The 14,603-nt window shown below is 56.2% G+C and carries 10 protein-coding genes; 2 read left to right on the forward strand and 8 right to left on the reverse strand.

What is annotated here, in order from left to right; genetic code table 11:
• Positions 1 to 23 precede the first annotated feature (23 nt).
• The 3 genes from KORM41_RS16450 to KORM41_RS16460 form a co-directional block, all read right to left on the reverse strand.
• Entirely contained in the window at positions 24 to 1,769 is a 1,746-nt protein-coding gene (locus tag KORM41_RS16450) for a GAF domain-containing sensor histidine kinase (protein WP_068150698.1), read from the reverse strand.
• The gene (locus tag KORM41_RS16455; RefSeq protein ID WP_068150701.1) at positions 1,769 to 3,364 is read right to left on the reverse strand and encodes a response regulator; all 1,596 of its coding nucleotides are present in this window, start codon (positions 3,362 to 3,364) and stop codon (positions 1,769 to 1,771) included. The genes KORM41_RS16450 and KORM41_RS16455 overlap by 1 nt, the downstream gene beginning before the upstream one ends.
• Positions 3,365 to 3,559: 195 nt before the next feature.
• A complete protein-coding gene (locus KORM41_RS16460; protein ID WP_156432028.1) occupies positions 3,560 to 4,057 on the reverse strand; it encodes a PAS domain-containing protein in 498 nt (165 codons plus the stop codon).
• A gap of 286 nt (positions 4,058 to 4,343) precedes the next feature.
• Here KORM41_RS16460 and KORM41_RS16465 point away from each other — a divergent pair, with 286 nt between their 5' ends.
• Entirely contained in the window at positions 4,344 to 5,900 is a 1,557-nt protein-coding gene (locus tag KORM41_RS16465) for an MFS transporter (protein ID WP_068150705.1), read from the forward strand.
• 234 nt (positions 5,901 to 6,134) lie between these two features.
• Here KORM41_RS16465 and KORM41_RS16470 read toward each other — a convergent pair whose 3' ends face one another.
• From KORM41_RS16470 to KORM41_RS16490, 5 genes are all read right to left on the reverse strand, one after another.
• Entirely contained in the window at positions 6,135 to 7,400 is a 1,266-nt protein-coding gene (locus tag KORM41_RS16470) for a M24 family metallopeptidase (protein ID WP_068150710.1), read from the reverse strand.
• A gap of 17 nt (positions 7,401 to 7,417) precedes the next feature.
• Complete coding sequence (locus KORM41_RS16475; protein WP_068150714.1) at positions 7,418 to 8,686, reverse strand: Xaa-Pro dipeptidase; 1,269 nt, start codon at positions 8,684 to 8,686, stop codon at positions 7,418 to 7,420.
• A gap of 184 nt (positions 8,687 to 8,870) precedes the next feature.
• The gene (locus KORM41_RS16480) at positions 8,871 to 10,472 is read right to left on the reverse strand and encodes a tetratricopeptide repeat protein (RefSeq protein WP_068150717.1); all 1,602 of its coding nucleotides are present in this window, start codon (positions 10,470 to 10,472) and stop codon (positions 8,871 to 8,873) included.
• 137 nt (positions 10,473 to 10,609) lie between these two features.
• On the reverse strand, positions 10,610 to 11,149 hold the full coding sequence (locus KORM41_RS16485; RefSeq protein WP_068150720.1) for a hypothetical protein: 540 nt from the start codon (positions 11,147 to 11,149) through the stop codon (positions 10,610 to 10,612).
• A gap of 14 nt (positions 11,150 to 11,163) precedes the next feature.
• Entirely contained in the window at positions 11,164 to 12,894 is a 1,731-nt protein-coding gene (locus tag KORM41_RS16490) for an OPT family oligopeptide transporter (protein WP_068150722.1), read from the reverse strand.
• Between the two features lie 155 nt (positions 12,895 to 13,049).
• Between KORM41_RS16490 and KORM41_RS16495 the strand changes: the two genes are divergently transcribed.
• Entirely contained in the window at positions 13,050 to 14,432 is a 1,383-nt protein-coding gene (locus tag KORM41_RS16495) for an MATE family efflux transporter (protein ID WP_068150725.1), read from the forward strand.
• Positions 14,433 to 14,603: the final 171 nt, after the last annotated feature.

Raw genomic sequence — 14,603 nt, forward strand, 5'->3', positions numbered from 1 at the left:
GTATTTGCCCGCCTTTTTTGTCCTCACGCCGCCTTGCGGTGCTCCAGCGGCAAGGTGATCGTGAAGCGGGTGCCGCCGCCTTCGGCATCATCCACCCGTATGCTGCCACCGAGCTTGTGATAGACGGTGTTATAAACAATGTTGAGACCAAGACCGGACCCGCCTGCACCGCGGGCTGTGGTGAAAAAGGGTTCGAAAATCTTCTCACGGATATCGCTTGGGATGCCGCGACCATTATCGGTCACCTCAATCTGGACCTCTTTGTCACGCGCCTGGGCTTTCACCCTGATCTCTTTGTCGGCGCGGTCGGGCCTGTCGGAAAAGCCGTGCAGTGCACCGTTCATAATTAGGTTGGTCAAAATGTGCGACAGGTCCCCCGGCACTGTGTTCATGACCAGCCGGGGTTCCGCTTCGGCTGCCACCTTGACCCCTTCCTTCCTGAGCGTGGGCACCAGGCTTTCTACAATCTCATCGATATAGTCACCCACATCGATCTCACGCGTGTCGTCGGCTGACTGGTCCACTGCCACCATTTTGAAGCTGCGGATCAGATGCGCCGCGCGCTCAAGGTTCCGGCGCACGACAGTTGTGCCCTCGTCCGCGGTTTCCATGAAATTCATGAGGTCGGATTTCTTGATCTTCCCGCTGTCGACTGACCGTTTGAAACCGGTGAACACTTCCGCCATATGGGTGATGCTGGTGAGCGCGACACCTAGCGGCGTGTTGATCTCGTGCGCGACGCCCGCCACAAGGCCACCAAGCGAAGCCATCTTTTCGGACCGCACCAGTTCCTCCTGCGCAAGCTGGAGCGTTTCCATGGCGTCCTCAAGGTCTTTGGTACGCTTCTTGACCTGCATCTCCAGCATTTCATTGAAGTCGCGCAGGCCTTCTTCAGCCACGCGCCTGTCGTGGGCCTCCAACATGCGCAGGATCAGGTCACACAGGTAAGAAACGAACGCCACTTCGCTCTGGCGCCAACGGCGCTGGTACTTTTCTTCTGCCACCGCGATGGCGCCTACAACCCGCGGGCCGCGCATGATGGGAACGATCAAGATGGATTTGACGTCGCGTTCCCGCCCGTCGCCCGACCGAACTCCCTTCAGGAAATCAACAATCGTCACGTCCGGGACATTGATCGGCTCACCGCTTGCCAGTTTGTCAAACAGGGCCGGGCTGGTTTCCTTCTCGAGCCGCTCAAGCTCCATATGCTCATCCGTCGGCGCCCAATAGCTCTCCTGTGGGTAAAGCGCCGTGCCGTCCACATTCATCAGCCATACGTCAGCGCGCGTGGCCACAAGCGCTTTCGCCGCAACCTCCGTCATGATCAGATAGGCGCGGTCCTTGGTGCCGCTGTAGATCGCTTCCTCATTTGCAAGCTCAGAGGTTGCGCGTTCCAGGCGGGCGATACTATCCAGCTGGCGCTTCTTTTCAGACAGGTCGCGGATAAGCGTCAGCGTGCCGCCATCCGGCAGCGGCAGATCGTCAAGCGAGCAGAAGCGCCCCTTGCCGAATTCGAAAACGCCATCTTCTGCGCTCAGAACCAGGATTTCATCCAACTGATTGAGGGCATCAACCGCGGCTGGCTCATAGGCACGCAACATGTCCCGCACTTCATCGCGGGTCTTGCCAACCATGTCGTTGGCAAGAAGGCCGGGAAACAGTTCGCCGACGCGGTCATTAAATGACATGAGCCGGCCATCCGCGCCATACACGATATAGCCCACGGGCGACGGGCTCAGTTCTCCTTCATAAGGGTCCTTGGGCAGCATCAGTCGTTCCCGGTTCCCAGGGGCGTGTCCTGATAGCGGGTATAGATGTCACGGATTTCAGGCAACTTGCGGAAAAAAGTATCGATCAATTCCGGCTGGAAATGCTTGCCTTTTTCTTCCTGAAGAAGGGCATGCACCTTGTCTTCCGGCCATGGCTTTTTATAGCAACGCTCAGACACCAGCGCGTCATAGACATCCGCCAGCGCCGTTATGCGGCCCACAAGCGAGATATCCGTGCCCTTGAGGCCTTGCGGATATCCGCTGCCGTCCCATTTTTCATGGTGTTCATAGGCAAGGGAGGCCGCGACCTGCAAAAGCGCACGGTCGGAATGCTTGAGGATGTCATAACCCAGCTGCGCGTGGGTGCGCATGACATCGAACTCTTCCGCCGTCAGCTTGCCCGGTTTGTTCAGAATGGCATCCGGAATACCGATTTTACCGATATCATGGAGCGGCGAGGCAAGCCGGAATGTTTCCGCGTCATGCTCGTTCATGCCCATCTCAATCCCAAGCAGCTTCGAAAGTTCGGCCACCCGCTTCACATGGTTGCCGGTTTCCTTCGACCGGGTTTCCACCGCCTGCGCCAGCCGGTAGACCACCTCGCGCTGGGTATCAAGAAGCGCATTTCGCAGATACAGGTTTTCCACCGCAATCAGCACATTGCGCACGAAAATCTGGATCAGGTGGGTATCGATCATCGCCGGGCGGCCCTCGCCCACCAGATAGAGGATGCTGGCACGGCCCGAATTGCCGACAACCATCCCGACATAGGATCCATCGACCCAGAAACCATATTCGCCGCGGCCACGTTCCCGATGTTCTTCGATGGCGGCGGCAACCCGCGGCGGGAAATGCTCCCACGCCGACTTGCCCACATTACCCGCGAAGCGGCCTGTACCGGCCACCAGGGTCATTTCCTTGCGGTCGTGGGTTGCGGCGGCCGCGTCTTCGAGCGAAAAGGCCACATCGCGCCCTCCGGCCACCAGGGACGACACCTGCTTCAGCACGCCGTTTGCGAAATTGTCGAGGAACTGTTCCTTGAACATCTCAGCAGACGAATCGATCACTCGCACAAGGCCGCGCCTGCTGGCCTCAATGATATTGATGTCGCGGTAGCTCCTGAGCGTGGCATAAACCAGCGTGAACAGCTTGGTGGCCGACAGGTCGGTCTTTTCTTTATAGTCGTTGATGTCATAGCGCACGATGACGTCGCGTTCGGGTGCCTGTCCCGGCTGCCCGGTTCTGAGCACGATACGCACCATCGTGTTCCCGAGCTCATTCCGGATGAAATCGACCAGGTTCAGGCCAGCGTCATCACTTTCCATCACCACGTCCAGAAGGACTATGGCGATATCATCCACTTCTTCGAGTATCTTGCGGGCGGCAGCGCCGGATGTTGCTTCCAGGAACTGGATCGGCATACCGTCGAATTGAAAACCCCTAAGCGCCAGCTTGGTCGCGACATGAACGTCAGGCTCATCGTCCACGATCAGGATTTTCCAGGCTGACTGATCAGTATCCGGGGCAGCCCCGTCGTCATCTTCGATCAGCAGGTCTTCGTCGTCATCTTCTATAACCAAAAAGTCATCGTCCACGCGGTGTCTCCGCTTCTGGTGTTGATGGGGGCCGTGGGAACTTCCAGGCTGAACGCCTGCTTTTGCTCCTTCCCAAACCGCCTCCCGGGCAACTTTCCCTGAACGACTCCTGACATTTTTTCAGGTCATGCCAGCGTGGCACAAACCCTTTTATTATCGGTTAATCCTATCACAGTCCGGGCGGAATTGCAGCGCCTAGGATGTTAGACTGCGGCTGACAGACACATGGGTGAAGAAACGGTCGATGTCAGCGTTATTTTCCGATAACGGCACATAAAGGACCGATACTCTCAGATGATTTTTTTCTTCCGACAGCGTGAAAGCCTGAACCAATACAGGGCAGCGGCGCTTAAGGCCGAACACCGCGCTCTTGAATATGCGGTCTGCGACCAGCGACGATGGATGGGTGAAAATGCTCTTGCCCGTCAGTTCGCCATAGAAACTGACCACATTGGTGCCCATCAACCGAATGACAACATCCTCCAGCAAACCGTCTGGATCTTTTTCGAGCTCAAAAATGCAGACGTCAGGCAGAAGATCTTTCATGTCGCTTGGGTTGATGTCGGCCCGACAGGCGAGCCGTTTACCACCGGTACGCGCCTCAAAATAACTGAGGATTCGGTCGACCACCGGCATGTCGGCCCTGTGATCTTCAGCATCTTCAAACGAGAAACCCGGAAGGTTTTCCCGCACGCGGGCTATATCAGCGATATTTTCTTCAAAAGACGAAATAGACCGGCTCCTGTATCTTATCGCGCCATCATATCGCAAGACCGTCACCACTTGGTTAATACGCCCGTTTCCAGTCCCCAAGTCGTGAGCAGATCCACCTTTTATCGCTTGAAAACAGCTTTTCACCTGTTTCGCATTGACCCGGGCGAACGAGTGCGCCCTAATGCGCCGCAGTTTTGAGTAAGGCACGCAGCTTGGGAGGCTGCAAACAATCAAAAAGTGCCCAACAATATAAAAGGGGAAATGTATGTCTGAGGGAGATAACAACCTCAAAACGACGACCGTCAAGGACGTCAAGCAGCTTGGTACCTTCGCCGCGCTGGCCAGCCTGTCCTATGTATTCTGGATTTGTGGCGGCATGGAAATGGTGGAGCGCCTTGCCTATTACGGCGTTCGTTCACTTGCCAGCCTGTATGGAACCAATCCGAAGTCAAGCGGGGCGCTTGGCCTGACAGGCACTGAAATCGGTTTCATCCTCAGCACGTGGTTGCTGATTCAGGGTCTTGTACCAGTGTTTACAGGCGGTATCGCCGACCGCTTCGGATACAAGGAAACCATCTTCGTTTCCACCGCGACCAAAATCATTGGCTATTTGGTCATGGCCTGGTTCCCGTCCTTTATGGGTTTCCTGGCGGGTGCCTGGATCCTGGCATTCGGCACCGGCATCTTCAAGCCCGGCATCCAGGGGACAATCGTAAAAGCGACGGGTCGGCACAATAGCTCCGTTGCCTGGGGTGTCTTCTACCAGACAGTCAATATTGGTGGGTTCCTGGGCCCGGTACTTGCCGGACAACTGCGTCAGCTGGAATGGTCTTATGTATTCTATGCTTGTGCTGCCATCATCTCGCTGAACTTCCTATTGCTCCTTACTTATAAAGAGCCAGACAAAGAAGAACGGCTGGCACACAAAGCCAAAGTTAAAAGCGGCGAAATCCATCAGGACTCGTTGCTTGTAGACTCGATTAAGGAACTATCGAACCCGATTCTGCTTTGGTACATGCTGCTGTTTTCCGGCTTCTGGTTCATGCTCTACATTTATTGGGATCTTGGGCCGCTGTATTTCCGGGACTGGGTAGACACAAGTGTCCTCGTGAAAGATGTCTGGGGCACGGAAGGGCCTGGGGCATTCTCCCGCTGGTTCTTTGTCCTTAGTCAGGACGGAACCCGCGTAATGCCTGAGGGCATGGTCAATATCAACTCGTTGCTGATCATGCTCATCTGCTTCCTGGTGACAGGTTGGAGCGCCCGGATGAAGGCTGCAAACGCCATGGCGGTTGGCACGTTCCTGGCCTCTGCTGCCCTTCTGCTGCTGGGTGGATTCAACGCTGCCTGGGTTATGGTTTTCGGTATTGTTATCTTCTCTCTGGGGGAAATGCTCTCAAGCCCGAAATGCCTTGAATTTCTTGGCAATGTGGCGCCCCCACAGAAGAAAGCGATGTATCTGGGCTTTAGCCAACTTCCGTTTGCGGTTGGGGCATTTATTGAGGGCATGGTGGGGCAAATCACCTATGAAAAATATGCTTCCAAAGACACGCTCTCCCGCGAAATGCTGCTTCAGAATGGCATGAGCCCAGAAGAGGTGAAAAGCATCCCAATCGGCGACGCCTTCCAGGTGCTGGTTGATATGACTGGCCAGGCCGAATGGGCGCTGACCAACCAAATGTATACTGCCAACGACATTGGCTCGGTGTTTTACATTTTTGCTGCTGTTGGAATTGTATCTGCCTTCGGACTTTTCCTTTATGGCCGATGGACATATCGCTTTGCGATGAGCCAACAGGCAGACGCCCAAGCCGCCAAGTAATCCAGGCAACAAGCAGACGAAAAGCCGCGGTACCCGCCGCGGCTTTTTATTTGGCCCGAACAATAAAAAGGGGACGTGCCACCCCCATCATGGCACGCCCCACAATAGTTCGCCGATCACCAATCGACTAAGTGTCAAGATGCCCGTTTGCTTGGTAATTGGCTACCTAAAAAAAATTTAGGTGCGAATTCGGGCCTAAATAAGACCCGAGTTTAACCGCTATTTGGCAATTCATCAGCCCATGCGGCCGATCGGCTTTTCCAGGCTTTCCGGCGGAACGGTAAACCAGGCCGGACCGTCATCGGTCATATAGATGCAGTCCTCAAGGCGAACGCCAAATTCGCCGAAAATATAAAGACCGGGCTCGTTAGAGAAACACATGCCAGGGGCAAGGCGCGTTGTCTCACCATGGACAAAATTCACGCTCTCGTGCCCGTCCATACCGATGCCGTGACCTGTCCGGTGGCTGAGGCCCGGTGTCTTATACCCGGGGCCATAGCCAAGACCTTCGTACATCTTCCTGACCGCGTCATCGACCTGCCCTGCGGGCGTGCCTATCTGCGCTGTCTCGAATGCGATCTCCTGGCCTTGGCGCACGGTATTCCATACCTCGCGCTGGCGCTTCGTGGGCTCACCGAACACAAAAGTGCGGGAGATATCGCTCTGGTAGCCGTGCACCTTGCAGCCACAATCCATCAGCACAATATCGCCTTCCTTCAGGGTTTGCTGCTGGCCCGACCCGTGCGGGTAGGCACTGGCTTCAGCCAGCAGCGCCATGCCCCAGATGCCCTGCCCGCCCAGTTCCGCCTGCGCCGTGCGCATCAATGCGGTGATGTCAGCAGGCGTCATGCCCACCTCGAGTTTGTGCCATACGTGGCCATAGGCTGTCAGTGTCACCTCATTGGCCTTGCGCATCAGCTCAATTTCATGGGCGGATTTATACATGCGGCAACCAAGCGTGACATCAAGTGCTGACGTGATCTCGAAACCGGGAGCGGCGCGCTTCAGCCCTTCAACGACAAAATAGCGCACCGTGTCTTCAAGACCGATCTTGCCGCCCGTCAGGCCACGATCCTTGAGGATGCCAGCCACCCGCTCAAACGGGTCCTCATGTTCGTTCCAGGTGCGCACATCGCTGCCGAAGGTCATGCTTTCACGCACGCTGGGTTCCTCGAAATAAGGGGTCACCACTGCGATCTCGCCCTCACGCGGGATCACCACAGCCGTCAGACGTTCGCTCCGCCACCAGCTGATGCCGGTGAAATAAAGCATGGCCGAACCGGGCTCCAAGAGGATGGCATCAATGCCGTGCTCAGCCATCAGTTTCTGTGCTTTTGCAACGCGCGCCTTGCGCTCGCTGGTGCCGATAGGCTGCACGTCCCCTGTGATCGGCTGCAATACGTTGCTTGCCCGCGCACCAGTAGTGGAAACCCCTGCCAGAAGGGCAGCACCACCAGCCGCGGCACCCAGTTTGAAAAAGTCCCGTTTGGAAAGTGTCATGGTTCGCTGCCTCGTCTTTATTGTTTGTAGATAACGCCGTCTTTCATCACGAAAGTCACTGCCTCGGTCGTGGTGATGTCTTCAAGCGGGTTGCCCTTCACAGCCACGATGTCTGCCAGATAGCCTTCGCGGATCATGCCCAGGTCGGTTTCGCGCTTCAGAAGTGTTGCCGCATTGATCGTGGCGGCCTGCAGCGCCTGCATCGGTGTCATGCCGAACTTCACCATGCGCGAAAATTGCTTGGCGTTGTCGCCGTGCGGATAAATGGCGGCGTCAGAGCCAAACACCATCTTCACGCCACCTTTTACGGCCTTGGTAAAGCTTTCGCGCTGGCGCACAGACACCTGGCGTTCCTTGTTCAGGTTCTCTTCCGGTACACCGTTTTGTTCGCCATAGGTCAGCGTGTATTCGGTGTTGTAGATATCCATGGAAAAATAGGTGCCAAACTGTTTGGCCAGCGCCACGCCTTCATCGTCCAGGAAGCTGACGTGCTCAACCGAATCAACACCCGCCACAATCGCTGCCTTGATGCCGTCCGTGCCATGCGCGTGGGCCGCCACCGTGACGCCGCGGCGGTGCGCTTCTTCGACAATAGCTTTCATTTCCTCAAGGCTATATTGCTGCACGCCCACCTTGGTGCCCTTCGAGAACACACCGCCTGTCGCGCAAAACTTGATGGCGGTAGCGCCATATTTGATATTTTCGCGCACCTTTTCCCGCGCGGCCCACGGCCCGTCGGCAACTCCGCCTGACGTCGCCTGCATTTCAGGCGCCAGGAAATTATTGTCACAGTGACCGCCGGTGATCCCCAATGCATGGCCAACCGCATAAATACGCGGCCCGATGATGTCACCGGCATGGATGCCGTCGCGCACACCGATCACGCTGTAGCCGTCCGCCCCGACATCGCGCACAGTGGTAAAGCCCGCCATCAGGGTCGCCCGCGCATTCCTCACCGCCACCACTGTCTGGCGCGGAATGGAATAGCCCATGCTTTCATAAAATGGCGTTTCCGGGTCACCCGTGAGATGCACATGCATGTCCATGAAGCCCGGCAGCAGCGTCTGGCCATCAAGGTTGATGACCCGCGCGTCATCCGGCACCGGCAACCTGCCCTGACTACCGATAGCCACGATACGGTCTTCGCGGATGATCAGCGCCGGCTTCTCGATTCGTTTGCCGTCGGCCACATCGATCATGGCGTCTGCTGTCAGATAAATTTCCTGGGCCATCACGCCAAAAGGCGCCATCAGGGTCATGAAAAGGGCCAGAATGAATGCGCGCATGGTTGTCCTCCCCGGCACGTTTAAAGTCTTATTGGTTTCTGGCGAGCGAGCCTAAGGGCATGGGGCGGTTTTGTCCACGCATCACAGGCGTGGACAATTCACCGGACAGAACACAAGTTCGTGTTATTCGTTAATCCGAAAGAAGAACCGTCAGGAGACTGCCGAGCGCCTGACCGGAACTAGCCTACTCGGTAGACGGTACGCCGTCTCTGGCAGAGGCGTTCTTCAATGCCCTGTCAATTCGCCCCAGCATCTGTTCTGCCCGCTTTGCTGTGCGCTCGCTGGCACTCCAGTTGGCGATGTTATTCAGAAGCGGTCTCGCTTCGTCATACCGCCCTTTCAGGAAAAGGGCTCGGGCATACAGGAAACGCGCCTGATCGTTTTGCGGCACCAGCTTGATGAAAGACCGCAATGCCTTGATACCGCTCTCGGATGCGTTCGCGCCTTCATAAAGCGAAGCGATACCAAATCGCAGATAGGCCTCACTATCGAGCCGGTCGCTGCGCGCCACCTGAAAAGCCAGCTTCTTGGCCTCTTGGACCGCAGCCATATCTGGCTCATAGGTAACAGTGTCAGGGTCGAAGTTTTCGTCATTATCGCCACCCTGTGCGGCTTTCACGAGCTCCCACTTCCGTGTTCCTTCACGAGACATCAGAAGTTCCGACTTCAGCAGCAGCGCATCCCGATGATCTGGCACTTCTGCCAAGGCCTGGTCGATGATGGCTTCTGCTTCGTCGTAGTCTTGCTCATTGATGGCAACCTTGGCCTGATAGAGCCGCGCCACAAAAGCAGTTTCGGGGTCCTTGACTTTTTTCTTCAGGAAGCGCTTCAGCCACGGGTCGGCCTCCCAGTCCCGCAGATAGTCCATCCGCAGGCGCATCTTCATTTTCTCCACCTCTACATCATCAAGCTTGTGATGCTCCCAGGTCGGTACATAGTCGATGTTGGAGAAATCCAGCTGCAATACCGGGAACTTCTTGTCATCCCAATAGTCGCGAGCCTCACGGCCAAATTCTTCCTCGGTCATGCCGAAATGTTTCAGGAAGGCGTCCTTCTGCTCCATACCCTTGTTGATGTCGATCAGATAGTCATCCAGCACTTCCATCAGGGTCGGCGTCGAGCGGATCTTGTGGGTATAAAGCCAAGCCTGGGCATAGAAAGCGCCCACATGAAACCCGGCCCGGTCGGTATTTTCGAAACGGGCATTGGCCGCAAACAGAAGGCCAGACGGCATCCATTGATACCGCAACCACCAGAAGCGCTGAAGCGGCGGGTTGCCAATCTGCGCGGTCGTACCGTTGATTCTGAAGGTGGAAAGATATTCTGCAAATCCTTCCTGGTACCATTTCGGGAAATTGAGCGCGCCGAACTCATGCAGGAAATGGTGGGCATATTCATGAAACAGGGTGTTGCGGCCGTCTTCCTTGTAGATGCCCTTCTTGTCTTCCACTTCAGCGATGGTCACCGCACCGCGTGGCGTTACCCAGTAAGCACCAGCAAAAGACGGCCTGTAGCCGAGAAGCTCTTTATAATCGTCATATTTCGGGATCAGGTATACCGTCAGCGGCAAAGGGGACCCAGCCCCATCAGTTCCGGTCAACACAGACATATAATAGCGGTAATATTCCAGATCGCGCAGAATGCTCTCTGCCCGCTCGCTCTCCACCATGCTGTAGACCTGAAAATGTTCGGACCTGTAATAGTGCCACTCGTCATCCGCATCAGCACGAAGTGTGTAGAAGGATGCGGTTGAAACCGCAGCCAGAATAAGAAGCCAAAAGCGCATGGTACCCCCAAATGTCAATCGCTAGTGTTAGATATACATATACACCTTTCGTTTAAAGGTCAAAACTCGACGCGGCCCCCAAAGGAAAACGGCGACCACATGGGCCGCCGGTTTCAATCTTTAACACTATTGGTGGCTCAAGCTGCCGCACGGACCGCTTTGTCGAACTCTTCCATCGCGTGACGGAACTGATTGAGCGACTTGTCCACATACATCAGAACCTCGTCCACATAGCCGTCGGTGGAGGCCGACCAGACGCGGTTGATATAGCGCTCGCCGGCCGCGAAGCTGGACATGATATCCGCGTAAGCCTGCAGGCCGAAGATATGCTTCATGCTGTCGCGCGCGTCGGCAAAGCGGGTCAGGTCATCCCGGAACAGGCGGTCGATTTCAAACCGCATATCATAGGTTGGCACCTTGTCTTTGCGACCATGAAGCTCTTCAAGGTTCTTGAGAATATTTTCAAGCGCACCCTTCAGTTCGCCTCGGTGATGCTCAAGCTTTTCGGAGCATTTGGCTTCCGCCGCTTCAGCGCGTTTCAGCATCACAACGCCAACAACACCAACCAGCATCACTGGAATAAAGGTGATCCAATCCAGTGTGAGCTTGTCCAGCGACGTCAAAAAAGCGCCTGCGAGGAAAGAAAGCATGACAAGAAGGTAAGCTACTGTTTTCATCTTTTCTCTCCCTGTTACGCTGTGAAGATCATGTAGGCGGCGTACCCGACACCCACAAGCGCTTCACCAACAATCAGGCCGGCTGCAACAGGGATGCCCTTGTTGTCAGACCAGCTGTGGCCTTTCTTACGGTCAGAAATTTCCCGAAGGAGCGTCCCGATCGAATAGGTCAGTACCACATTGAACGGCAGATAGAACCCGAGCCCCACGGTAATACCCAGACCGGTCTGAACCGCCGACAAAAGCGCCCCAAGAATCGCACCGGCGATATATTTCTCTGTCGGCACATTGCCACCCGTGATGCCTTCCACCATGGATGCCAGTGCCTGGCCTTGCGGCGCCGGCAACTGGTCAGAGCCAAGACCCCAGGCTTCATGAAGCAGGAAGATCAAGCCGATGATGACGATCGGGCCAAGCCACGCGCCAAAGAACTGCCCCATCTGCTGCATACGCGGCGTGGCACCCACAAGGTAGCCGGTTTTCATATCCAGCATCAGGTCGGTTGCCTGGCTCATGGCCACACAGGTTGCAGCCCCCACGGTAATCGCGGCAACGATCGCTTGCGTCGTTTCCATGCCGCCAAAGCTCTGGGTAATAACAATCAGAAGCGTCACGGCAATCAGCGTCATACCGGAAAGCGGTGACCAGTTGGTCCGGCCAATGGCTTCCGACAGGATGATGCCTGCCATCCAGATCCAGACAGTACCAAGAAGCCCCATCATAAGGCCCCGTACAATGCCAACCTCCTCTGCTGACGTGATCGCCATGATAGTCAGCAAAATAGCGGCGCCGATAATACCCACATAAAGCAGCTTGATCGGCATCTCATCACGGCTCATGGCGCTTTCCACCTTCGCGGAGGATTGCATCGACGAGACGGCAGACCGGATGAGCGGAAAGGCGAACATCACGCCAATCACCGCACCACCGATCAGCATGCCAATACCCGTTGGCCGGAACAGGCCAAGGCGCAGGTCGCCCGGATTGCTTACATCAACACCAGCAACAGGCATGTCAAACCAGTTCAGGAGCGGTGCCAGCACAAAGTAACAGACATAGCCGCCGATGATGAAAGCCACCCCGCCCCTGCCGGCGATAAAGCCCACACCGATGGTCATCAGTGATACATAGAAGGTGCCGTTGAAGTAGCCCGGCAGTCCAAGCTGATCAAACAGAGGCCAGTTTTCAAACCCGGTCGACAGGCTGATCACGTGAACCGCGCCGGAAACAAGCATGGCGATAAGAAGTAGCTTTGCCTTCTCAATGCCCGCACCCGGTGACTTCAGGATGGTGGCAACGGCCACGCCCCCCGGATATGTCAGGCGCTCGAAGTCGATCATCTGTTTCCGAAGCGGAATGATGAACGCAATCCCGAGGAACGCCCCCGCAATCGCGCCAAACGTCAGCACATATGGGTTAAATTCTGTGCCGTAGCCCAGAATGAATATGGCAGGCACGGAGAACATCATGCCCGATGACGCGCCATTGACGGCACTTGCGACCGTCTGTGTGACGTTGTTTTCGACGATGGATCGCCGGCGCAGAATGCCGCGCAGGATACCGAAACCAAGGATGGCTGCGAGTTCTGATCCCTCAATGGAAAAACCCAGTTTCAGTGCTGCAAAGCCTATTGAAAGCGCAATGATAACGCCCAGAAAATAGCCTACGAGCACTGCTTGTGGTGAAAGCTCAGGGTATGCGCCGCGCGTTAGCGGCCCCTGGCTCACTGCAGTTTCTTGTGACACCTTAACCTCTCCCCCTCAGGTATTTCCCCTGAGATATTCATTTCTTTTTTGTCAGTTCTGCGCTTTCATTTGCTTGCCAGCCGCGCAAAACCAGCATAGCAGTAGCACAACAAGGGCGTTCAGGCGACCCAAACAATAACGTACAGCGACCAGATATGTCTGAAGTTGACACCACAAATAGCCCAGGGCTTGACCCCCGGTGGCTGCGCGAACGCCTGAAGCGTCACTTCAGCGAACTGGCGCGGCTTGCCTTGCCTGCTGTTGCCATGCGCATCGGTATCTTTGGCCTGGCGATGGTGGACACCGCCATGGTCGGCCACTATGCCACTGAGCACCTGGCCTGGCTGAACCTTGCCAACCAGTCTGTCATCATGTTTGCGCTTGTGGTGGGACTTGGGCTTCTGGGCGGCATCACGGTCTATACGGCCAATGCCATCGGCGCGGACGACAAGCGCGAAGCGGGCCGCGTATGGCGCAGGAATGTGCCTTTCACCATTGCTGTTGGTATCGGCCTGATGCTGGCTGTCTGGCCCGCAGAATATTGGCTGACGCTCCTCGGGCAGCCAGAAGTCAAGGCACTTGAAGGCGGCAAGCTGATCCAGATTCTGGCGCTTGGGCTTCCGGCCCATATGCTGTTTGTCTGCTGCACCATGTTCCTGGAAGGCATCAAGCGGGCAGAAGTGGGCTTTTATGTTATGATCGGCGCCAACCTTGTGAATGTGGCGCTCAACTATGTGCTGATCTTCGGACAGGCCGGTTTCCCGGAACTGGGGGCTGCGGGCTCGGCCTGGGCGTCAACCGGCGTGCGCTGGTTCATGGCCTTCGCGGCGTTTGGTTATGTCTGGCTGGCGCCCAGCGTGCGCGGCTATGGCCTGAGGAAACCTCACGGCCAGAAATGGCACGAGTGGCGAGACCAGCGCCACATGGGCTATGCCTCTGCGGTGTCATTGGCGGCTGAAGTCCTGGCGTTTGGCGCGCTGGCGATCTTTGCCGGCTGGCTTGGTACCGTGCCACTGGCCGCCCACGGGGTTGTGTTCCAGGTGGTGGGTGTGCCGCTGATGATGTCCATCGGTATCGGGGTGGCCGCCAGTGTGCGGGTCGGCATCGCCTTCTCGCGCGGGGACAAGGCCGACACAGCGCTGGCAGGGCTTTCCGGGGTGCTGCTGAACTTCTTGCTCACCGGCGCTTTCGCAGTTGGCATCTTTTTCTTTATCGAGCCGCTTCTGGATATCTTCACCGATGACCAGCGCATCATCGCGCTTCTGGTGCCACCGGTGGTGATCTACTGCATTGCCATGATTTTCGATGCCAGCCAGATGGTGGCTTCCATGATCCTGCGCGGCTACCGGGAGACCTGGTGGCCCACCTATCTGCAGGGTTTCGCCTTCATCGTCGTGATGCTGCCTGCCTGCTATATCATGGCCTTCCCCGTCGGCCACGGATGGGCAGGGCTGATGGAAGGCATGTGCATGGGCGTCGTCACAAGCTGGATTTTGCAAATGGCCCGTTTCCGTTTTCTGGCGCGCACGCGTTTGTGACTGGCCGGATATGGCAAACATAACCTAAAAAAATTTCAGCTTTTGTTTGCCATACTTTTACCCTTTTATGGATTCCTAATAAGGGTCAGGCACGGTTTCAGCACCAAGTAGGGAGAACCTGGCGGAGGATAGACGGACTATGTCACGGTGGTACAAAGGCCGGAAAAGGAA

Source organism: Kordiimonas lipolytica (assembly GCF_001550065.1).